We start from the raw sequence: 21,108 nt of genomic DNA, 5'->3' as shown, positions 1-21,108 counted from the left end.
GGAATGACGAAACAGCCTACCCCAACCGTCCTAATGCCGCATGCAGCCGCGCCGCTTCGGCCATCTTATCGTTATGGTCCGCCCGCGCCTTCTCGACCGCTTCGGGCTTCGCGCGCTCGACGAAGCTCGCATTGCCGAGCCGCCCGGCCAGCGCATCGCGTTCCTTCTCCGCCACCGCGATCGCCTTGGTCAGCCGAGCGCGCTCGGCGTCGAGATCGATGACCTCGCCCAGCGGCAGGACGAAGGTCGCTTCGTCCACCACGATCTGCAACGCCCCACCCGCCGGCGCGTCACCGGCAACGGCATCGACGCGCGCCAGTCGCGCCAGCACCGCGCCCTGCCGAGCCAGCCGTTCGACGGTTTCCCCAGACGCATCGCGGACATGCAACGGCAGCCGCGCGCCCGGCGGCACGTTCAGCTCAGTCCGCGCCGCGCGGATTTCGCTGACCAGCCGGACCAGCCAGTCGATTTCCGCCCGCGCCGCCGGATCGATCGCCCGCGCATCGGCCATCGGCCAGCGCGCGACGATCAGGTCGTCCGACCGCTCGCCCAGCGCATGCCACAATTCCTCGGTGATAAACGGCATGAACGGGTGCAGCATCACCAATATCTGGTCGAGCACCCATCCCGCGACCGCGCGCGTTTCCTCACCGCCTTCGGCGCCGCCCTGCAACACCGGCTTGATGAGTTCGAGATACCAGTCGCAGAACCGGCTCCAAGTGAACTGATAGATGGTGTTTGCCGCACCGTCGAAGCGCAGATCGGCCAGCGCGAGGTCGAGTGCCTGCACCGTCTCGATCGTCTCGGCGATGATCCAGCGATTGACCGCCAGTTCGGCCTTGGGCGGCTCGATCGTCGCCGACGCGCCGATGCCATTAGCCTGCGCAAACCGGGTCGCGTTCCACAGCTTCGTCGCGAAGTTGCGATAGCCCTCGACCCGCTTCTCATCCATCTTGATGTCGCGGCCCTGGCTCTCCATCGCCGCCATGAAGAAGCGCAGCGCATCGGCGCCATAGCGATCGATCAGCCCCAGCGGATCGACGGTATTGCCCTTCGATTTCGACATCTTGGCGCCATCGGCGGCGCGGACCAGACCGTGGAGGTACAGCGTCTTGAACGGCACCTCCTTCATGAAGTGGATGCCCTGCATCAACATCCGCGCGTCCCAGAAGAACAGGATGTCGAAGCCCGAAATCAGCACGTCGTTGCTGTAGCGCCCGCCGAGCGTCGGGTCGGTGTTTTCGGGCCAGCCAAGGGTCGCGAACGGCCACAGCGCCGAGGAGAACCAGGTGTCGAGGACGTCCTCGTCCTGCTTCAGCGCGACGCCCGCCCCCGCTTGCGTCTGCGCTTCTTCATAGGTCTCGGCGACGAACACCCGGCCATCATCGGTGAACCATGCCGGGATGCGATGCCCCCACCACAGCTGGCGCGACACGCACCATGGCTGGATGTTTTCCATCCAGTTGTAGTAGGTCTTTTCCCACGACTTGGGCACAATCTTTACCGTGCCCGATCGCACCGCCTCGATCGCCGGTTTCGCTAGCGTCGCGGCGTCGACATACCATTGGTCGGTCAGCCACGGTTCGATGACCACGCCCGACCGATCGCCATAAGGCGTCTGGATCGTGCGCGGTTCGGCGTCGTGTTCGGCACCGTCCTTGTCGACATGGGGGATCAGGACACCTTCGTCCTTGAGCCGCGCGACGACCGCCTTGCGCGCCTCGGCACTCGACAGGCAGAGAAACGCATCGGGGATCAGCCCATCGGAGGTCTGCACGACGCGTGCCCTGGCATCGAGCATGTTGAGCATGTCGCGCGCCTCGATGCCCGCCCGCCGGCCGACCTCGAAATCGTTGAAGTCGTGGCCCGGCGTGATCTTCACCGCGCCCGAACCCAGTTCGGGGTCGGCATGTTCGTCGGCCACGATCGGGATGAGACGACCGGTAATCGGCAGGCGGACCTGCTTGCCGATCAGCGCGGTATAGCGGGCGTCCTCCGGATGCACCGCGACCGCCATATCCGCCAGCATCGTTTCGGGCCGCGTCGTCGCGACCTCGATAAAGCCCGACCCGTCGGCCAACGGATAGCGCAGCCGCCAGAAGCTGCCCCGGACCTCGCGCGTTTCGACTTCGAGGTCGCTGATCGCCGTGCCCAAGCCCGGATCCCAATTGACCAACCGTTTGTCGCGATAGAGCAGGCCCTGGCGGTGCAGCTCGACAAAAACCTTGAGCACGGCCTTCGAAAAGCCGTCGTCCATGGTGAAGCGTTCGTTCGCCCAATCCATCGAACAGCCAAGCCGCCGCAGCTGGCCGGTGATCTGGCCGCCGCTTTCCGCCTTCCAGTCCCAGACCTTTGCAATGAATTCATCGCGCGAAAAGTCGGTGCGCTTCTGCCCAGCCGCATTCATCTGCCGTTCGACGACCATCTGCGTCGCGATGCCGGCATGGTCGGTGCCGACGACCCAGCGCGCGTCCTTGCCCTGCAACCGGGCATGGCGGACCAGAATGTCCTGCAACGTATTGTCGAGCGCGTGGCCGATATGCAGGCTGCCCGTCACGTTGGGCGGCGGGTTGACGATCGTCCACGGCGTCGCGTTCGGACGCTCGGGCCGGAACAGGCCGTCCTGTTCCCAATGGGCATACCAGCGCGCTTCGATAGCGGCGGGGTCGAAGGTCTTGGGCAGTTCGCTCATGCACCGCCGCATGGCGCGGATGCGGCGGCGTTGCAAGAGAGCGGGTTATTCGCGTCCGCTGATCCGGGCGATCTCGCGCGCGACCATCGTCTCGACGATGCCCGGCAGCTTCGCGTCCAGCCATTCGCGCAACATCGGGCGCAGCATCTCGCGCACCATCCCTTCGAGCGAATCGGCACCGGGGGTTTCGGGCTTCACCAGCATCCGCGACAATTGGTCCAGCGCGCCGCGACTCGCCTCGGCGGCACGATCCGACACGATCGACGCATCGATCTTGCCCGGTGTGGGAGTGGTCGGCATCGGTTCCGCCTCGTCCTCCGAATGCGTTTCCAATGCGCGAGGGCGTTCGACGCGGGGCGCTTCCATGCGCGGTGCCTCGGGACGGGGCTGTTCCACCCGCTGCTGCTCCATGCGCGGCGGGGGCGGTGGTGCGGCAACGCTCTGGTTCAATTCCAGAATTTCGTCGCGATCGTCCGGGTCGCGCGCCTGCGCCGTCCGGATGGACTTGCGCCCGCGCAACGCCTGGGCCGATCCCTCGCCCTCTTCGGCGATGATCCGCTTGATCGAGGACAGGATGTCCTCCATCGACGTTTCGTTGCTGATATCGCCCATCGCAACCCTCATCTGTCCCGCCCCTTGAACGCTTAGCCTTCGGGGTTGATCCGCGGTGTGTCAACGCCTTGCGTTGCGCGCGGTGCTCCACCCTGCCGATTTGGCGCATCTATACCCTGTGTCGGCGTATAGGGATTGGGCGTCCGCTGCAATGCGGGATCGAGTTCGCGGGTCACCACCGGCGTCTGTGCCGGGGTGTTGACCGTGCTCGGCGCGACCGGCACCGGCGCGGGATCGTCGCTCCAGTCCCAGATGCGGTTGCGCACCCGTTCATAATTCGCGATCGGATCGTACAGCGCCCCGCCGTCCAGTCCCAGGTCGCGCGCCTCCGCCCGGCCCATCGCCGCCAGCAGCGCGAAACCGGCGACATAGGCGTCACGCCGTGCCGACACCAACTGCACCTGCGAATTGAGCAATTCCTGCTCGGCGTTCAATATGTCGAGAATGGTGCGCGTGCCGACGCTGTTTTCGGCGCGTACGCCCTCCAGCGACAGGCGGTTGGCCTGCACCTGCACTTCCGACGATTCGATGACGCGCAGCGCCGACTGCCACGCGGCAAAGGCGGAGCGCGCGTCCGACACCACCGACCGTTCGACCTGCGTCACCTGCTCGATCGCGGCACCTTCCAAGGCTTGCGCCCGGCGGATCTGCGCGCTCGGCCGTCCGCTCTGGAACAGCGGCAGGTTGAACTGCAGCCCAGCCTGCGCCTGTCCGCCATCCTGTTGCAGCACGATGCCGTCGACCGACTGCGCCGACCCCAGGAAGCTGGTATAGCTGCCCCCCGCCACCGCGCTGACCGAGGGCAACCGGTTGGCGCGGGCGACGCGTACGTCGAACCCGGCGGCATCGCTGCTGCGCCGTGCCGCGATTAGTGCGGGGTTGTTCGACACCGCCACCCCGACCGCGCCGTTCGGATCGGCGGGCAGGTTGGGCAGTGCCGGCGGCGCATCGAGCGTTCCCGCCGGCGAACCGGTCGTCGCGACATAATTCTCGCGGCTGCGGATCAGCGACGCTTCGGCATTGCGCAACTGCGCCTGTGCCGATGCCAGCCGCGCCTCGGACTGGGCGACGTCGGTGCGGGTCAGGTCGCCGACCTGGAACCGGTCCTGCGATGCCTGAAGATTGACCTCCAGCACGCGGACGTTCTGCTGGTTCAGCCGCACGATCGCTTCGTCGCGGATCACGTCGTTATAGGCGGCGACGACCAGCGTGAAGACGTTCGCTTCGGTACTGCGCAGGTTCGCGCGGCCCGCATCGACCCGCGCATCGGCGGCCCGCACGCCGTTGCGCACCGATCCGCCGGCATAGAGCGACTGGCTGACGTTCAGCTGCGCGTTGCCGACGCGCGGCGCCTGCGCAAAGCCGCGGCTGGCCGGGGTCAGGACGTTTTCGATGACCTGTCCCTGCGTGACGATCTGCGGCAGCCCCTGCGACCGCGCGATCGGCACCGTTTCGTCGGCGGCACGCTGGTTGGCGCGCGCCTGCGTCAGCTGCGGATTGGTCGCATAGGCTCGCGCCAGCGCCTCCCGCAACGTCTCCGCACTGGCGGGGGAGGCCAGCAACGCCAGCGCCGCAACCCCGCCGATGAACTTCCCCCCCCGCATATTTTTCTTACCTTGCGAACTGAAACGTCTTGGGCTTGGCAAAGCCCGGTAGGACGACACATTCGAGGTCGGCGAAATCCACCACCCCGAACCCGCCTTCGCTGCGACGGCCGAGCGCCAGCCGGGTCACGCCGCGATCGACCAGACCGGTCGCCAGCCGCCCGCCGGGGGCCAGTTGATCGGCGATCGCTTCGGACAGTTCCTCGACCGCGCCGTCGATGATGATGACGTCATAGGGCGCACCTGCGGCCCAGCCGGCCTTAAGCGGCCCTTCGACCACGGTCACCTTCGCGTCCGCAATCGCGTCGCGCGCCGCGCTGGCAAGGGCGGCATCTTCCTCCAGGGCAACGACCGACCCGGCCAGTCGCGCCAGCACCGCCGCCGCATAGCCCATCGCCGCACCGACCAGCAGCACGCGGTCGGTCGGACGAATATCGGCGGCGACCAGCAGCCGGCCGGTGATCAGCGGCGGATTGATCGCGCGGCCGCCCCCCAGCGGCAACGGCGCATCGCGATAGGCGAGCGCGGCTTGCGCGGCCGGCACGAATGCCTCGCGCGGTACGTCGCCCATCGCATCGACGACGCGCGGATCGCTGACGGCGCTGGTGCGAAGCTGGCTGACGACCATCGCGTGGCGCATCGCTTCGAAATCGGGTCGGGTCTGGTTCGAATCGGTCATGGTGCAATCCTGTCGCACAACTGTTTTAGCCACGCAATACACATCGCATCGCGACGCGCTGTCTATCGCGCCCTGCGGCACTCGCCAAGGACGGGTTGGCGTATAATTTGTGCCGCCCCGCGCCCCTCATGCCGCGCGTTATTGCCTAGAGACGTCCGGCAGGCGTTGCACGACCTCTTGTGAGGCGGCGAACGTCAGATGGCCGTAATCGAAATGATAGGGTCCGCCGTCGCTGTCGAACAGCCGGCATGTCGAAGGCAATGCGTCGGGTGACCAGTAGCTCGGCCAGTCCCGCCGTATCATTGCGCAACATCGCAGCACGAAGGGGCATCTTACGCGCGTTGCCGACCCGTGCTATCGACACCCGCCGCCATGGTGTGTGGCGATTGCCGGGGGGCGGCCAAAATGAAAGTTACGCAGGTAGCGGCCGCGAGCACGCGTTCCCGACATTCGTGGATGGACTTTCTGCGCGGCTTTGCGATCCTGCTGGTCATCGCGTTCCACTCGACAAAGATGTTAAGTCGGGTCGATCTTATGCCGCCGATGTGGCTGAAAGATGCTACCGAGTTCTTCGCACTGTACCGGATGCCGACGCTCATGTTCCTGTCGGGCCTGCTACTTCCGCAGTCTCTTAAAAAAGACACTGTCACCTATTTCACAGGCAAGATTCGTAGCGTCTTGTGGCCCTACCTCGTGTGGTCTGGCGTCACCGCTCTGGTATTTTCCCGCGATGTGAGCAGCATTCAAGCGATCGTCAGCCTGCTGAACGCAGGTAGCTACCTATGGTTCTTGTTCTTCATCGGACTGTTCTACGGATTTGCCTACTTTGTGAAGCGCGTGAATCCGTTGGCGATTGCAGTAGTAGCGTTCGTTGTCGCCGTTGCTGCTCTATTCGCGTCGAAGGGCATTCAGGTCCAGTCGCGAATGTTCTATCTGATGAGCTACTTTTTCCTTGGCGCTTTCGTCGCTCGCCATTGGGACGCATTCCTGACGTTCGTCGACAAGCGTACATCGCTCGTAGCGGTGCTGATCGCGATCCTTGGCGGCATCGCAGCCGCCTATTTCGACCTGAAATCGCAGCCGATGGCGGTTCCGGTGGTGTTCGCGTTCATTGTCGGTGCTTGCTACTTGTCGCGTAAGGTCGCCGACAAACCATGGGCGCAGCTTCCGAATTACGTGGGGCAAAACTCTCTCAAATTTTACGTCAGCCACTTTCCTGCGATATACCTGTTCGACGTGCTGGGTACGCAGCTTGGACTGGAGCATTCTGGCGTGCTGGCGGTGCTGAGCATATTCGTCGCGCTGGCTGTCGGCATGATTTTCTCAGTCGCATCCGAGAAAAGCGTCGCAGTTCAGTGGCTGTTCTCGGCACCGAAGTTTCAGGGTTCAAGGTTCAGACGTCCGCCGGCAGCTATCTAGCGGCGGCAAACCTCGACCATGGGTGGATGATACGCGGCGCGATTTGCTGTCTGCGAGGGTTCCACACCATGACAACTATCCAGCTTGCAAAGAAACTGGCGGAGAGCAACGACGGCGGCGGGGTGAAGGTATCCGCCGCTGGCGAGGAGAAATTTCGCGTTCCGCAGGCGGGCAATCTTTTTGCCAAGCCGGGTTGACGCCGCGCGCAATCCCCCGCAAATGCCCGCCTCCCACCGTATCGAGGCGCGATGGCGGAGTGGTGACGCAGAGGACTGCAAAACCACCCCGAATCGTCGGAAATCCGACGTAGTTCGCAAATTTGCCCCCCTTTTCGCCTCATACAATTTCAATGACTTACAGAGCGATTGCGAACTTTCGGGTCGCGCAGCAACCCTAAATTCGTGGCGGTTTGTCCGTGTCGGAAGCGTGGTATTTCGCCACGTTGGCTCGCGTCCGACCGCTTCTGAAATACCCGCCGGGGTCGACCGGTGAGTACTCTAGCTGATGCGGCAAACCTTACCGGGCTGGCTCGGCTCGAAAACCATATGGCAAGCCGATACGCCGAACGCTCGGACGGTTGGCCGGTCGGACCCGAACTCCGGGGTTACCGGGCATGGTCGTGCACGTCGCCAACGGTACAGCTTACCGAGATGCCGCTGACGCGGTGTCCTGAACGGTTCGTCGTCCTGACGCTCTTCCCGTTCCTGCGCATCGATCGTCGCTACCGGCCTTCCGATCCCATGCGGCTGCATGCGGCGCGGCGCTATGCGTTCGCGCGGCTGCGAACCCTGTCGCCGGATGGTGAGATTCGGTTCAGCAACAAGCCGGGCATCGAACTGTGCCGGGGTGGCGATCACTTCGGACTGGAAGTGCTGCTGTGATCGCCGTGAACCCGCTACTGCGGGCAGCGCTGAAGTATGCGGAGGACGGTTGGCCGGTCTTCCCGTGTTCGCCCCGCGACAAGAAACCGTTGGTCCCAACCGACAAGGATGCGGCCGGCAAGTCGATCAAGGGAACGGGCGGGCTTAAAAAGGCCAGCACCGACGCCGAACAGATAACCGCGTGGTGGATGCGGTGGCCGAACGCGATGATCGGTGTCGCCATGGGCGGCAACGGCCTGTTCGTCCTCGACTTCGATCCGCGTGTCGATGATGACACGGGGGAAGAGTGGACCCTCGATCGGCTGAAAGGCGAATTGCAGGACCAGATCGGGGCGGCGCTGCCGGCCTCGCTGGCGGTGCGCACGCCGAGCGGCGGCGTGCATCTGTACCTGAAGCAACCGGCGGATGGCGCTGCGATCCGCAATCGCGGCAACCTTCCCGAGCATATCGATGTGCGTGGCGAAGGTGGGTACGTCATCGTGCCGCCGAGCGCGACCAGCGACGGTCGCAGCTACCGGTGGTTGCGCGGCGCTACCGATGTGCCGGTCGCAGATGCGCCGGCCTCGCTGATCCGCGTTCTGCAAGCCGGCAAGGGTGCAAAGCCGCGTGGTTCGTCCAAGCCGGCGGCGAAGGTGGAAGGTAGCGCGATCGATCGCTATGCCTTGGCGGCGCTCGACAACGAATGTGCCGCAATTCGGAAAGCGCCGAGCGGCGGCCGGCAGAACGCGCTGAACCGTGGTGCCTTCTCCGTGGCGCAACTGGTCGCGGCCGATGCGATCGGGGAAGCCCATGCCCGTAGCGCGGTGACGGCGGCGGCGCTCGCCAATCCCGGCAACGATGACGAACAGGCGATCATCGCGACCATCGATAGCGGATGGGCGGCAGGACTGGCCGTACCGCGCGATCTGTCGAAGGTCACTGAACGATCCCCTTCGCGCTCGCTGCGCGGGGGCAAGGCGGCGGGGCGACAACCCTTGCACGCTCCGTGTGACGATACTCTCCACGCCGACCTCTGCCTCTTCCCTATGACGGACTTGGGGAACGCCGAGCGCTTGGCGGCGCGGTATGGGGATCGCATCCGCTACGTGGATAAGATGGGCTGGGTTGCCTATGACGGGCGACGGTTCGTGCTCGACGGTGCTGATGCGCTGATCGGTGGCATGGTTCACGATACCGTCCGCGCGATCCGCGACGAATCGCGCGTCATGCGGGAGAGCGGCCGGCGCGATCTGGGCGAGGTCGGCGCGCTTGACGATCTGGTGGACACCAAACGCGACGGCACGGAAGTTCTGCTGTCCGACAAGCTGCTGGCATGGGCGCGTGCATCCGAAAGCGCCAACCGGCTCGGCTGTATCGCCGGCATCGCCAAGAATCTGACCGGTGCCGGGCTGACGGTCCAGCCCGAACAACTCGACCGCAACCCGTTCCTCATCAACGTGCTGAACGGCACGCTGGAACTGACCTACGATCGTGACGCGCCGGACCCGTGGGCGCGGCTGCACCTTCGGCCGCATGATCCGGCGGACCTCATCACGCGATTGATGCCTGTCGAGTTTCGACCTGGTGCCGACTGCCCGATCTATGACCGGTTCATCGCGCGGGTTCAGCCCGAGGACGATATGCGGCGGTTCCTCCACCAGTGGGGCGGGTTGTCGCTGACCGGCGACGTTGGCGAACAGAAGCTGGTGTTTCACCACGGCAAGGGCGCGAACGGCAAATCGACGCTGGTCGACACATGGGCGACGATCGCGGGCGACTATTCGGGAACGGTGCCGATCGAGACGTTCCTCGATCAGGGCCGGAAGCGAAAAGGCTCCGACGCTTCGCCGGACCTCGCGGCGCTGGTCGGGGTGCGCATGCTTCGGACCTCCGAACCGGAGAAGGGCGCGAAGCTGGCCGAGGCACTTATCAAGCTCGCCACGGGCGGGGAGCCTATCCCCGTACGCCGGCTGATGCGCGATCCGTTCGACCTGAACCCGGCATTCAAGATGACGATATCGGGCAATCACCGGCCATCAATCAGTGGCGTCGATGACGGCATCTGGCGGCGCGTGATGTTGGTGCCGTGGAACGTTCAGATACCTGACGCGGAGAAGGACCGGCAGCTAGTCGAGAAAATGCGGCGCGAGGCGAGCGGTATCCTGAACCGGTTGCTCGACGGCCTGATCGACTGGCGGCTGCATGGCCTTCAGATACCGGCGATCGTTCGCGGCGCGACGGCTGACTATCGCGATGAGAGCGACCCGCTGGGGCGCTTCCTCGCGACCTGTACGGCCGAGGCCAAGGGCGAGCGCGTCAAGTCGTCGCTGCTCTACGCCCTGTTCATCGCATGGGCGCGCGCGGCCGGCGAACGCGAATGGACGCAGACCGGGTTCAGCAAGGCGATGAGCGATCGTGGCCACCGCAAGGTGGAAAGCCACGGCATGCGCTGGATCGATCTGACGATGACGCGGACGCCCGACGACTTCGCCGACGATGCGCCGGCCGATGATCGCAACTGGTCCCCCGCGCCCCCCTACGGAGATGATGATGACTTGCCATGTCCATAGCCTTGCAAGGGTTTGTGCAAGGGTTACGCAAGGGTTCGTGCAAGGGTTGCACCGCAGTTTTCTGCGGTCTTGCAAGGGTTGCAACGGTTTCGTGCACCCCTGTCTCACGTACATGCGTGCGCGTGCGCGGCTGCGCATGCGCGTTGGGTTACACAAAACCCTTGCAACCCTTGCAACCCTTGCACATTCCAAACCCCTCTCGTTCTTTTACAAGCGCTTAGCGCTTCGGGAACGTGCAAGGGTTACGCAAGGGTTGGGCGTTTCGTGCAAGGGTTTGGCCCTTCTACGCGTCTCGACCTCTTCGTTCCTGCTGTGTGTCGCTGGCCCCAGCCGGTGCGACGGACGATCCAGCGTCGGAGCGCGCGCGATCGGCAGTGGACGCGGCACCCCCCCGGGGGGGGTTAATTCTGACAGAGGGGGCCACGGCCTAGACCGCATCCGTTCGCACGTAGGGGTTTTTTTCTCACGGGGCGGATTTTCAGGGGCCGATGTCGCTGAAACAGCCCCGCTAGGCGTCGTTGGCGGTTCCGGGGCGTCAAACGGACCTTCGGCTTGCGGTCGATCGCTACGGGCCTTCCCAGCGCCTTCCTGCGGGCCTGCTACGCCGCTTCCCGGTGTTGGCCTGCGCGCGTTCGTTCCGACGAATAAATTTACTCATGTCGGGTTCGGGCTGTGAAGGTCGGCACGCTGTCGGACCTTGCCCAGATCGAGGGCATGCCGAGCGTTCCGTCGCTCGCGCGCCTGATCGCCGCACGCGATGACTTCCCGATCATTCAACGCGGCCGGTACGGCAAGCCGTTCGTCCTCGACCTCGATGCCGCTGCGACCTTCGTTCGCGAGCATTGGCGCGATGGCCGAAACGAACGTCGTCGCCTTCGCCTCGCGGCCGAACAGGCGGCGGCGGATACTGCGCCGTCCCAGACGACGCTGCCGGGGCTGTTCGATGCCATGACGCCGGGAGCGCCCGAACGATGATCGTATCGAACCGCGTCTCCGTTGTGGGCGTCCAACCAACGGTCGGTGACTTGCGCCGCGCGCGTGAAGTGCTGCTGAAAGCCGGGGATATTTCCTCCACCAATGTAGCGGACGCCCTTGGATCGATCCTCCACGGGCGCGACCCCGTGCTTGCGCTGGGTTTGAAGGCGACAACCGGTCGTCGGTCTGCCCTGACCGTCGAACGGATAGCTGCGCGCGACGATCTTCTGCGCCGCATGGCCCTCCGACATTATCCAGATCGCTGCGCCAGCGCACAGGCGCGGGAGATAGCGACCGCCGCCGAAGCGTATTGGCGACGCGCGGCGCGACTGGACGTGGCGCTGGAGGACATGCCGGACAGCTACCGAGGCATGCCACGCGAGTTCCTGTTCCACGTCGTTCGTTTGCCCGCGACCGTGCCGAGCATGCGGACGCTCCGCCTTATCCTGACCTCCTGACCTGTCGAAATTGGCAGCGGAACCTTGCTTTTCGCTGCCAGCGCAACCGCCGATCAGCTTTCGAAACAACAAGGACACAATGCCGTGAACAGCACCAAGCCGACTACCGATATCGACGCTGACTCGCCGATCCTTACCAGAGCGATCGTGCGCGAAGGTCAGCAGATGGCCGCACGGTGGGCAACCTACCAACTGCCTGCGATCACGCCGCTGGCTAGTTTCGCGGATTACGCGGACGCTTCGGCCAAACGGCGTGCTATCGCTCTGGAACGCACCGATATCGAGAAGGAACTCAACAAGGCGGTCACCTCGATCGCTGTTGGGATGGCCGGGCGACAGGACGACGAAACCGAGCGGCAAGCTCGCGCTATTCTGGAGGGTCGTCCACATGAAGCATTCGAGGGGTTCGAAGAACTCAACAGCCAAGTTGCCCGACTGCGGCAGAAACTAAAGGGCTACGCGCAAGCCCTTCGCCGGCAGGATGAAGTCGTAGCAGACATTAAGTCGGAACGGTCGATCGATGCCGCCGCTGCGATGGAAGCTGCGCACCGTGACGCCGTACGTTCGATTGCCGCCGCCATCGGACTGTTGCGCGAGGCGTTCGATCGCGAGGAGGCCTGCCGCACGCTGGTTACACAGGCCGGCTACGATGACCGCCTCCCCAATTTCGCTGGGGGGCGGCTCATCCGTGGCAACGAGATGGTGGCCGATATCGAGCGTCGTGCGACCGAGTACGGCAAGTGAGCTGGCGCGCTGGTATTCACGGTTACGTCGCCCAGTGGGACGTGGTGACGGGTGTGATTGGGCGTCCGAATGCGCCGCACCTTGCAAGGCCGGGGCGGTATAACCGCGATTGTTTCATCTACGATCCGGCCCGCGTGTCTGTCCAGTTCATGCACCGGGGAACGCAGGTAGTCGGCACCGGTAAGGATATCGACCTCGACATATGGGCGGATGCGTACGGCTTGGCGTTCGCTTTCACGCCGCCGGAAACAGCCTACGATCTGGTTTGCGGCATCGCGCGGGGGACGTACGATCAGTGTTCCGCCGGCTTCACATGCCTTGAGCGCGCAACCGCTCGGCATGGCGGCAGCGAACTGGACGATATCGGCAGCGCCGTGCTGCGCGAAATTAGCATATGCCCGAGCGGTGCCTGTCCGGGCGCGGTCTGTTGGCATTCGGGCAACGCGATCGACGCGCTCTCTCCGGTTGCAGCGAGCCTGCTACCGGGTTGGCATCGCGGGCGGGCGGCGCATCGTGCGTTGGGGATCGCCGCATGAACGATCCGATCAGCGCCGTGTCGCTATGGGCGATGCATCCGACCGCGTTGCATGGCGTGCTGACCGAAACGTCATCCTTTGCCGCCATCCCGGACATGCTTCACCAGTTGTTCGGCAAGTTCGTCGTCGGCCGGTCCGCGCCAAGCCAACCGGTTGCGACGCAGGAAGGTGCTACCTTCGTCGTTCCTATCAACGGTGTGCTTGCGCCCTCTGGCATGTACGCGGGCGGCACCTCCTACGAACAGATCGCGGACGGTGTGCGGCGCGGTGCGGCCGATGCCAAGGTAGGTACGATCGTTCTTGCCATTCGCAGTCCCGGCGGTACGGTTTGGGGCTGCGAAGAGGCCGGGGATGCGATCTACGCGGCGCGACAGTCCAAGCCGGTCATTGCCGTAGCTGAACCCTATTGCTTCTCCGCTGCCTACTGGCTGGCGACCCAAGCGAGCCGATTTTACGTGACGAAGTCGGGCGAGGTCGGCTCTGTCGGCGTCCGGTCGGGCCACGTCGATCGGTCGGGGTTCGAAGACAAGATCGGGATGAAAACGACCCTGATCGCGTCGCATGCCGACAAGATCAGTGCGCACCCGTATGCGCCGTTGTCGGCGGAAGATCGTGCGGAAATACAGACCGGTGTCGACACAGCCAATCGGCGGTTCGCGAAAGCCATTGCGCGGGGCCGTGGCATGTCTCTGCGCGACGTGGCGGCGGTTCACGGCACCGGAAAGACCTTCTCGGCACACCGAGCGCTCGCCCTGGGGGCGATCGACGGCATTGCGTCCCTCGCTGACATCGTTGGCCGGCAAAGCGGCTCAAGCAGCAGGCTCGAACTTCGTCGCCGCCAAGCAGCCACTGCCGCCGCGCTAATTGGCGATTGACTCGAACAGCCGCCTTTCACCTGCAACTAACTTGGCAAGGAAAACCATATGATCTCTTTCGTGTCGATGCCGGCGGGACCGGCCGGTGTACCAATGGCCGTTCCGAATGGCGTTGCCCGCGCAGTCGTGGGTGGCAATCGAAACGACTTTCTGCCTGTTGAAGGCGCTGCGTTGTCGACGGTTTTTGAAAGTAACATCGTAACGCTTCAACGAGTTGGCAGTGGAGCAACGCTTACTATAGTTGGTGGTGAATATTCTAAGAACGGCGCGGCCTATTCAACCGCGACTACCACCGTCAGAGACGGGGATACGCTAAGGCTCCGCGTTACGTCATCTGCAAGTAATAGTGCGGCTACGAGCGCTATTGCGATAATTGGGGGTTTGCCTCGCACGTTCACAGTTACGACGGCTGCGGGGACTGGTACTCCGACGCCGGAACCGACGCCGACCTCGGGTGCCATTGACTACCCGCGTATGGGTATGGTTGGCCCAAGCACGATCGCGCACAACAACTATGCGACGAACACTGCGTCGATCCTTCGGGGCGGTAACAATGCTGCGGGTCCGATTTCGAACTTGAACGCCACCAGCCCGTATCGCGTTCAGGTCATCAACGACTTCGACACGTCTAACACTAAGCTGTACTACGGCGACAACGCCGCGATCGGAGGTCTCGACTTTGATGCGTGGCCCGCGCAGATCGAATACCTCGCCACCCGCTTGGCCGGCGTGCCGGCTGCGAAGCGATGGTTGAACTATGAGTTGGGCCGGAACGGCATCAGCCGCAGCTTGTCGGAGCACAAGGCGGCACTTGATCGTGATATCGCTAACGCTCGGTCGAAGGGCTTCAGTAAGATATTCCTGAACAAGCTTTGGTTCCGCACGTCATCCACGTCGGGTTGGGAAAAGGGTAGCGCCAACCGCCAGAAGATCGTCGACATCAACGCATACATCGACCAGCTTGTCGCGGCGGCCACGGATCTTGTGATTGTCGATCTACCCGTGTTTATGCATGACCCGTCGACCGGCAGCGGTTTGAATGTTGAACCTTACTCGGACGCGGTTCGGAATGATGGGCAACACATCTCTAGCCGCGGCGGGCGACGCGCGAGCAAAGCCTATGAGGCAGCTGTTGCGCCATTTGTCGTTGCCAAGACGTTCCCGACGCCGGCAAGTGAGAACAAGATTCCCGCAATGGCTGGTTCCGGAGGCGCGCTCGGTCCTGCGACTGGCGAGGTCTATTCGGGCTTCACATTGGCTGCCGCCGGTAGCGCGATCACGACTGTAGCGAGCCGGGTCACGAACGGCGGCAAGCCCTATCAGCGGCTCGCGTTCAGCGGCATGTCGTATATTGGCTCGAGCGGCGCCAGCATAGAAATGCGGTCTGATGGGTTCGCCGCCACCGCCGGCGAGCGCGTCAATTGGCGTTGTAAGGTCCGCATCCCGGCGACGCAGAACCCGTACATGTTCTATGCGGCGCTAGAAGGGGGCAGCAACACGACCGGCGCGCGGAGCGTGGCATTCGCCCCGGCGCGTACTGACTTGTCGACGGATGAAGTGGTTACCACGACCGGTACGACGCTCACCAGCGGTTCGGTGTTCAACGGCGCGGCGGACACCGAGGATCGCGAGTTCTGGCTCGAAGGCACCTTGCCGATTCATGTTGACGTCGACAGTCCGCTAACGGTGGTCGTGCGGTTCCTACTTCGTGCATCGGCCGTCGATTTCGTAGCAGAAATTGGTGAGTTCCAGACCTTCAATTGGGCTGGGTGAAGTCAGAGGTCGTCGCATTCTTGGCACGTGCCGTACCCGTCGAAGTAATCGGTGCCCCCGCATTCGGGGCACCGATCGCGCTTCGGGCCTTCGGGGGCGAACCATTCACGGTCAAGCATTCGCTCCCAGAAAGCGTCAACCCATTCCGTGATGCGATGAAAGAGCGCGAGCATGGTTCGCGCATAGCATACTGAAACGGGTCATAGCCACCGCTACGACAGTTCAGGCGGTATATGAATCCTATAGTATTTTATTCCGTTCGTATGGTACCGCGCCTCCCATCTACCGGGGGGTCGATATGAAGAATCACATAGGGCAGTTCGAGACGCTGCGTTTTGCCGCGTCTTTCTGGGTATTTCTTAGCCATATTCTGCTGATCGTTGAGCGGCCGATGCGCTTCGTGGCGGAAGGCGGGCTCGCAGTTGACCTATTCGTCATCCTGTCCGGCTACGTCATCACTATCATGCTGCTGAAGCGGCCTGAGTCGTACACCAGCTATATTTTCCGCCGGTTTCTGCGCCTTTATCCGCTGTACCTGGTCGCGCTCGTGTTGGGCATCATGACGCAAGCGTTCTATGCGCCCGTGATCGGCGATAGCCTGTTCGGCGCAGCCGAGAAGTCCGGCTTCATTGAACGAGCGGCGTTGGTAGACGACAATTTTTGGCAGAATATCGCGGTGCACCTGACCATGCTGCATGGCGCGGTGCCGGACGAGGCACTGCCCATGTCGGCCCTAGTTTTCTCGGGTCCGCTCTGGTCAATCAGCCTCGAATGGCAGTTCTATCTGGTAGCACCTTTAGTTCTCTGGACGGTGGACGTTCGGAAGCCGGGTCGCTGGAAGATTGCAGTTCCGGTGTTAGCCTCGATCCTTGTCCTTCGTTCTGTCACCGGGCCGTGGTGGACGGCAGGCGTGCCGTCCTTCTTGCCATTGCGATTGCCGCTGTTCGCTCTCGGTATCTTCTGCGGTTTGGCATGGTCTCGGTTGCCCAAAATTTCAGTCTGGAAGGTGTTGGCAGTCATTGCTCCTGTGATGCTTGCCCTAATCCTGCTGAACCATCGTGCGCCACCGCTATTCATGTGGTTCGCCGTCTATCTTGCAGCGGGCTACGCCGGCCGCTCAAAGATCGCGGACGCATTGAACGCAGTTCTGTGTTTCAAGCCGTTCGTTTGGCTCGGCACGCGCTCATATGGACTATACGTCCTTCACATGCCGATCGTGCTTTTCGTGGCGGGTACGCTTCTTGTGCCGTACGCCTCGCAATTGGGTCGCTCAGGAATGTTCGCTGCTTTGCTCGCAACGTACGGCTTGGTCGTCGCTTGCGCGGCGTTCATGTACTGCTACGTCGAGATGCCCGTTATCGCGTGGGGCAAGCGCATGAAGTTAGGCGCTACTCCGTCCGTTGCGACCGGCTCGGCCGATCTGAAGACCGCCTAGATGGCGTTGCAGTACTGGCACAAGCCATCGCCGCTATAGAGATCGGTGCCATCGCATCCGGGGCACCGCCCGGGTTTTGCGGCGGGACTTCTATCGATCAGCCAAGCCGTCAGCAGTGCGTCGACCGAAGAGCAAGCGCGGCGGTATAAATTCAGCATGGGTCTATAACCGGCAAAACATCGGTCGGTTCATCGCTCCTGATCGCGGGTACGTAACGCTCCAACGGCGGTAAACCCCGCTGGACCCGGTGTGGATGATGCGCGGCGCTAATTGCGTCCCGCGAGGATTCCACACCATGACAGCCATCCAGCTTGCGAAGAAACTGCTGGTCGTGGCGTTGAAGGTATTGGCTGGCTAGGTCGTGGCGTGCGAAAATGACATTGGAAGGCGCTTATTGGGTTCTTTCCCCTGCCGGCGGTTATGGGATTGGCGCTACCAGCCCGTACCGCTCGTATTCTGACGTTGTGGCCACTCATCGAAACGACCACGCGAACAATGGATCGCGGCTGTTTCGAACTGGGGGTCAAGGGCTCATGGTTGCGCCCAATCGGGTAATGTTCGGGGACAGCAGGCGCGAGTTCTTGTTTGCAGCTGTAACGAATAGAGCGGCTGACCTTGGCTTAATGCTCTACCAGCACTTGGTCGCCGTCGGCGGTAGCAACCATTATCCGCCATCGGGAAAAATAGACTCTTTTAGTAGAGCCGTTTAGCGGCGAACTGTCGCCGGTCGTATCGATTGGGAAATGCGTTCTCAGTGCGCGTCGAGTATCGTAAAGTCCAAATATTCCCGATCGTGACCCTTGTCGGAAAGCGGTCCCTTCAACTGCGCGCATAGAATGGCTATCAACTATCGATCGCGGGTCAATTTCGAGTCGCCAGTCCGGAATAATCAACGCGGCAACCTCTTCGGCGTCCGGCCATATCTGGAACGCCAGTTCACCTCCCAGATGCATAAAACATCTAATATTGGCGACAAGAGTAACCAGTACGGGGTGCGGATAACTGCTTAAAAAAGCCAACGTGCCGAGCGGCAAATCATCTGCAGAAACCACCTCTCCCGCCGCGCTATCCAAGAAAACGGGTGTATCCGCCATCGCGTGCCCTTCCGATTAACAGTTATTCGTTTACCGGTGGTCAGGTTTGGTCGTCGGCTTGGGCTGGGTTTTGGTGTTGCCCAGATCGACTGCCCGATCCTTCATTACCACAATCGGGGAAGGTGGCGTCGGCCGCATCGGGGCAGCGCTACCGGGCTTCGGTGTCGAGGTGTTCGGCCTATCCCGCGTCACGGCTTGCTCCTGATTTCCGGTCGCGAACTTGCGCCCCAAAAACTCGCGCCTTCCTTGACTAACTGCGGCCGGGGCGGCGTCGGGCGTGGAGGCGATTGATTTGCCGGGCTGCGTTTGCCCGTCAGGATGCCGCTCTGTGTTTTCGCTTTCATCCGTCCTGCTTCCCTCGACAGCCGACGTTTCGCCGAACTGCCTATGCAAAAATATAGTCGCTTCGCAGGCGAATGCGAGGACAAAGGCAGTGAGCATGAAGAACAGCGTTTTTGACCGGGCCTTCAGCTTGGTAGCATTGTGGACGAGGTTGGCAGCGGCGGCATTGCCATACTGCTCCATCATGAACAGGCGTAGCTCGCGGACGGTGCGGGCGTCGAGGTCGCTTTCCGTTACGCCGCTGGCGGCATGATACGACAGCATATCGCGTCCATACTGCTGAACCTGTGCGTCAGATGACGGGTATTCGTACTCGCGCGGCTTCAGGACGATCCAGAACCACCTAAGCGACCATGCAAGGCCGGCGACCGAAAGGCCTAGCATTACCGCTGTAGCGATGGGGTAAGGCGACCATCCCCATTGCGGCGAGTCCGTTGCCGATCGGCCGATTACGGTCGCTACGAAGGCGAACGTCGCGGCAAAGAACGGCAGCGAACGCCAGATCGATTCGTCCAGTTCGATTTGCCGTTTGAAGGAGTCGCTAGCGAGATCGCCCAGAAATTCTACCGTCTCGATACCTAGTTCCGGTTCGGCAGGCTCCGTCGCGCCTAAGGTCGCGTTCCCTGTGATATCCTTTGATCGATCGCCACGGGCACGCCTTACGCGCGACCATAAAGAGCTTGCGCTACGAAATACCGTTTGTATCGTGCGTGAAGTAGACATCTTGCCGGCGAATTATTTTGTAGCGCTCAGCAGATATGAGACGAACGATGCGCATGCTCCAAACATGAACATAGCGTCTCGCTCGGTAACGTCGGCTGTACCTTCGAAAACGTTGGCGTGCCGGATACCTTTAGCATCGCTTGTCCAGCCATACAGTTTTGCAAACGCGCTCGACATGGCGGGGTTGAGGTCAATCGACGATTTCAGTTTGTGAAGTGCCGGGCCAAGCGTGTCTGCCGAGGGTTCGATCGACTTTGCAGCCCCTTCTACGGCGCTGATGCTCTCTCGCACGCTGTCAGCCATTGCCCCAGCAGTGAGGTGTGCAGCCGCGAGCTTTAGATGATGATACGGGCCACGCGGCTTAGCGGTTTCTGCTACCTTCAATGCAGCTTTAAGCGCTAAAGCTTCTTCGTCTGAGGCTATTGGTACTATCATGTAATCGATGATCCGGTATGCTGCCCTGCATGTAGTCAAAGCTACCGCGATACTTTCTTGAAGCCCAAATGGGCACTTTGGGTGCTGTATAACATACTGTAGGAAATCAAATACGACGATATAGTCCGAAGACGTAATGATTTTCTTCAGCTGGGGTAATCTAATGCTTTCCTTCGATGTAAATTCGTCAAGGAGCCTATGCTCTCGCGTTACATGCCAAGCCCTAAGTATGGATAGCCACGGATCAACTACCCACGGCTCCCCGCCATACATCGAGTCATGCCCTAAGCTTTTCTCAAACGATTCATAAACAATCGCCCAGAGTAAAGCTGTACATTGGGGAGATATTTCCCGAAGTGCTAGTTGCTGGGGCAGCGTATGAACGCCCTCGGCCTGTGCAAACGTGAGGCCTTTTCGATCCGCGATATCGTCAACCATGCTGCGCACTCAATAGTATGTGGATCGCTTCCGGGCGAAGCGGCGGAGCAGTTTGACTAGCGATCGACGCATCTAGCGCGGCTGATTTGGAAGGTTGCAGCCGTCCCGTCACGTCGGTCCCCCGGTCGCCCGTCGCTGTTCTCGGCGTTGAATATTGGCGGCAACTCGACCGGGAACGGTGTAAAGGGTTTCCAAGATCGATATTGTAAAATCTTGCAAGTCTAGAGCGGATTCTCGGCCTATAGTTTCGAGCGAATGTGCGGCATCGTTGCCGTCCTGATGAACACACGAAGCGAGTTCTTTTAGGGAATTAGGCAACTTATTGCGTTCAAAAAGCCAGTCCAAACGGAGCCGTAAGTCCTTAAACTGCTTCCAAGAAATATAATCGGCATGATCTTTGTCGACGGATTGCGGCTCTACGTTCACCAGTGTGCGTGTGGAAGCGTCCAAAACCTTGCGAGACATAGCACCACTAGCATCGAACGCTCCAACGGAGAAGCACGTACCTGCTTCTCGAAAAACTCGTTCGATATCTTCTGGTACATATTCCGGGCAGGCCGCAACTCCGCTGAATACAGGTTTCGAAAGCGAAATTCCGAATCCATCGTTCAGACTATTATTAGTGAACGCCTTATCCATCGGAGATTTGGAATTATACTTATTGAATAAGTTGAAAATGGAAGCCCTTCTGCAATTGCGGCATGCACCGAAAGTGCTGAACGAATCTGGACGGCCGGGAATTTCAACAGCGGAGGAGGCGTCAAATGTCGCTTTGACCGTATTGCAACGGGGGCAGTCAGCAAAGAAGGTTGCAGTCATACGCTCTCGATTCTGTCAGCTGTTT

At 61.8% G+C, this 21,108-nt stretch carries 19 protein-coding genes; 11 read left to right on the top strand and 8 right to left on the bottom strand.

Annotated features, from left to right (window positions below):
• Positions 1 to 16: 16 nt before the first annotated feature.
• The 4 genes from ASE59_RS02860 to ASE59_RS02845 are packed head-to-tail and all read right to left on the bottom strand — an operon-like array spanning position 17 to position 5,587.
• The gene (locus ASE59_RS02860) at positions 17 to 2,692 is read right to left on the bottom strand and encodes a valine--tRNA ligase (RefSeq protein ID WP_056451752.1); all 2,676 of its coding nucleotides are present in this window, start codon (positions 2,690 to 2,692) and stop codon (positions 17 to 19) included.
• 45 nt (positions 2,693 to 2,737) lie between these two features.
• On the bottom strand, positions 2,738 to 3,316 hold the full coding sequence (locus tag ASE59_RS02855) for a DUF2497 domain-containing protein (protein WP_235515617.1): 579 nt from the start codon (positions 3,314 to 3,316) through the stop codon (positions 2,738 to 2,740).
• A 20-nt stretch (positions 3,317 to 3,336) separates the two neighbouring features.
• Positions 3,337 to 4,908: a TolC family outer membrane protein gene (locus ASE59_RS02850; protein ID WP_056451748.1), complete on the bottom strand. Its 1,572-nt coding sequence runs from the start codon at positions 4,906 to 4,908 to the stop codon at positions 3,337 to 3,339.
• Between the two features lie 7 nt (positions 4,909 to 4,915).
• Positions 4,916 to 5,587, bottom strand: coding sequence for a protein-L-isoaspartate O-methyltransferase family protein (locus ASE59_RS02845; RefSeq protein ID WP_056451746.1), 672 nt, complete (start codon positions 5,585 to 5,587; stop codon positions 4,916 to 4,918).
• A 456-nt stretch (positions 5,588 to 6,043) separates the two neighbouring features.
• Here ASE59_RS02845 and ASE59_RS02840 point away from each other — a divergent pair, with 456 nt between their 5' ends.
• The 11 genes from ASE59_RS02840 (at position 6,044) to ASE59_RS02795 (ending at position 17,232) form a co-directional block, all read left to right on the top strand.
• Positions 6,044 to 7,006, top strand: coding sequence for an acyltransferase family protein (locus tag ASE59_RS02840; RefSeq protein WP_162235262.1), 963 nt, complete (start codon positions 6,044 to 6,046; stop codon positions 7,004 to 7,006).
• Between the two features lie 68 nt (positions 7,007 to 7,074).
• Entirely contained in the window at positions 7,075 to 7,203 is a 129-nt protein-coding gene (locus tag ASE59_RS20870) for a hypothetical protein (protein ID WP_268795251.1), read from the top strand.
• A 453-nt stretch (positions 7,204 to 7,656) separates the two neighbouring features.
• Positions 7,657 to 7,887, top strand: a complete 231-nt coding sequence (locus ASE59_RS02835; protein WP_056451742.1) for a hypothetical protein — start codon at positions 7,657 to 7,659, stop codon at positions 7,885 to 7,887.
• Complete coding sequence (locus ASE59_RS02830) at positions 7,884 to 10,436, top strand: phage/plasmid primase, P4 family (protein WP_056451740.1); 2,553 nt, start codon at positions 7,884 to 7,886, stop codon at positions 10,434 to 10,436. The genes ASE59_RS02835 and ASE59_RS02830 overlap by 4 nt, the downstream gene beginning before the upstream one ends.
• Before the next feature lie 672 nt (positions 10,437 to 11,108).
• Positions 11,109 to 11,411 (top strand): hypothetical protein, encoded by a 303-nt coding sequence (locus ASE59_RS02825; protein ID WP_056451738.1) that lies wholly within the window; start codon positions 11,109 to 11,111, stop codon positions 11,409 to 11,411.
• Positions 11,408 to 11,869, top strand: a complete 462-nt coding sequence (locus ASE59_RS02820) for a hypothetical protein (RefSeq protein WP_056451736.1) — start codon at positions 11,408 to 11,410, stop codon at positions 11,867 to 11,869. Before ASE59_RS02825 ends, ASE59_RS02820 begins: the two co-directional genes overlap by 4 nt.
• A gap of 84 nt (positions 11,870 to 11,953) precedes the next feature.
• Entirely contained in the window at positions 11,954 to 12,613 is a 660-nt protein-coding gene (locus ASE59_RS02815; protein ID WP_156359846.1) for a hypothetical protein, read from the top strand.
• Positions 12,610 to 13,149, top strand: coding sequence for an HK97 family phage prohead protease (locus ASE59_RS02810; protein ID WP_082458036.1), 540 nt, complete (start codon positions 12,610 to 12,612; stop codon positions 13,147 to 13,149). Before ASE59_RS02815 ends, ASE59_RS02810 begins: the two co-directional genes overlap by 4 nt.
• Complete coding sequence (locus ASE59_RS02805) at positions 13,146 to 14,024, top strand: S49 family peptidase (RefSeq protein WP_056451730.1); 879 nt, start codon at positions 13,146 to 13,148, stop codon at positions 14,022 to 14,024. Before ASE59_RS02810 ends, ASE59_RS02805 begins: the two co-directional genes overlap by 4 nt.
• 474 nt (positions 14,025 to 14,498) lie before the next feature.
• The gene (locus tag ASE59_RS02800; protein WP_156359845.1) at positions 14,499 to 15,797 is read left to right on the top strand and encodes a hypothetical protein; all 1,299 of its coding nucleotides are present in this window, start codon (positions 14,499 to 14,501) and stop codon (positions 15,795 to 15,797) included.
• A 298-nt stretch (positions 15,798 to 16,095) separates the two neighbouring features.
• The gene (locus ASE59_RS02795) at positions 16,096 to 17,232 is read left to right on the top strand and encodes an acyltransferase family protein (RefSeq protein ID WP_056451726.1); all 1,137 of its coding nucleotides are present in this window, start codon (positions 16,096 to 16,098) and stop codon (positions 17,230 to 17,232) included.
• Between the two features lie 620 nt (positions 17,233 to 17,852).
• Here ASE59_RS02795 and ASE59_RS19445 read toward each other — a convergent pair.
• From ASE59_RS19445 to ASE59_RS18955, 4 genes are all read right to left on the bottom strand, one after another.
• Positions 17,853 to 18,326, bottom strand: a complete 474-nt coding sequence (locus tag ASE59_RS19445; RefSeq protein ID WP_156359844.1) for a hypothetical protein — start codon at positions 18,324 to 18,326, stop codon at positions 17,853 to 17,855.
• A gap of 30 nt (positions 18,327 to 18,356) precedes the next feature.
• Positions 18,357 to 19,391, bottom strand: a complete 1,035-nt coding sequence (locus ASE59_RS02790; RefSeq protein WP_156359843.1) for a hypothetical protein — start codon at positions 19,389 to 19,391, stop codon at positions 18,357 to 18,359.
• Between the two features lie 12 nt (positions 19,392 to 19,403).
• A complete protein-coding gene (locus ASE59_RS19440) occupies positions 19,404 to 20,264 on the bottom strand; it encodes a hypothetical protein (RefSeq protein WP_156359842.1) in 861 nt (286 codons plus the stop codon).
• A gap of 108 nt (positions 20,265 to 20,372) precedes the next feature.
• Positions 20,373 to 21,083 carry a DUF4145 domain-containing protein gene (locus ASE59_RS18955; RefSeq protein WP_156359841.1) on the bottom strand — a complete coding sequence of 237 codons (711 nt, stop codon included), beginning with the start codon at positions 21,081 to 21,083 and terminating at the stop codon, positions 20,373 to 20,375.
• Positions 21,084 to 21,108 lie beyond the last annotated feature (25 nt).

Source organism: Sphingomonas sp. Leaf10 (assembly GCF_001421245.1).
Lineage (GTDB): Bacteria > Pseudomonadota > Alphaproteobacteria > Sphingomonadales > Sphingomonadaceae > Sphingomonas.
This window is presented reverse-complemented; position numbering and strand designations above follow the sequence as displayed.

Coding starts and splice junctions, on each gene's coding strand:
- ASE59_RS02840 (WP_162235262.1), top strand. CDS start 6,044: ATGGACTTTCTGCGCGGCTTTGCGATCCTGCTGGTCATCGCGTTCCAC.
- ASE59_RS19440 (WP_156359842.1), bottom strand. CDS start 20,264: ATGGTTGACGATATCGCGGATCGAAAAGGCCTCACGTTTGCACAGGCC.
- ASE59_RS19445 (WP_156359844.1), bottom strand. CDS start 18,326: ATGGCGGATACACCCGTTTTCTTGGATAGCGCGGCGGGAGAGGTGGTT.
- ASE59_RS02860 (WP_056451752.1), bottom strand. CDS start 2,692: ATGAGCGAACTGCCCAAGACCTTCGACCCCGCCGCTATCGAAGCGCGC.
- ASE59_RS02835 (WP_056451742.1), top strand. CDS start 7,657: ATGCCGCTGACGCGGTGTCCTGAACGGTTCGTCGTCCTGACGCTCTTC.
- ASE59_RS02845 (WP_056451746.1), bottom strand. CDS start 5,587: ATGACCGATTCGAACCAGACCCGACCCGATTTCGAAGCGATGCGCCAC.
- ASE59_RS02850 (WP_056451748.1), bottom strand. CDS start 4,908: ATGCGGGGGGGGAAGTTCATCGGCGGGGTTGCGGCGCTGGCGTTGCTG.
- ASE59_RS02820 (WP_056451736.1), top strand. CDS start 11,408: ATGATCGTATCGAACCGCGTCTCCGTTGTGGGCGTCCAACCAACGGTC.
- ASE59_RS02795 (WP_056451726.1), top strand. CDS start 16,096: ATGAAGAATCACATAGGGCAGTTCGAGACGCTGCGTTTTGCCGCGTCT.
- ASE59_RS02800 (WP_156359845.1), top strand. CDS start 14,499: ATGGGTATGGTTGGCCCAAGCACGATCGCGCACAACAACTATGCGACG.
- ASE59_RS18955 (WP_156359841.1), bottom strand. CDS start 21,083: ATGACTGCAACCTTCTTTGCTGACTGCCCCCGTTGCAATACGGTCAAA.
- ASE59_RS02790 (WP_156359843.1), bottom strand. CDS start 19,391: ATGTCTACTTCACGCACGATACAAACGGTATTTCGTAGCGCAAGCTCT.
- ASE59_RS02805 (WP_056451730.1), top strand. CDS start 13,146: ATGAACGATCCGATCAGCGCCGTGTCGCTATGGGCGATGCATCCGACC.
- ASE59_RS02855 (WP_235515617.1), bottom strand. CDS start 3,316: ATGAGGGTTGCGATGGGCGATATCAGCAACGAAACGTCGATGGAGGAC.
- ASE59_RS20870 (WP_268795251.1), top strand. CDS start 7,075: ATGACAACTATCCAGCTTGCAAAGAAACTGGCGGAGAGCAACGACGGC.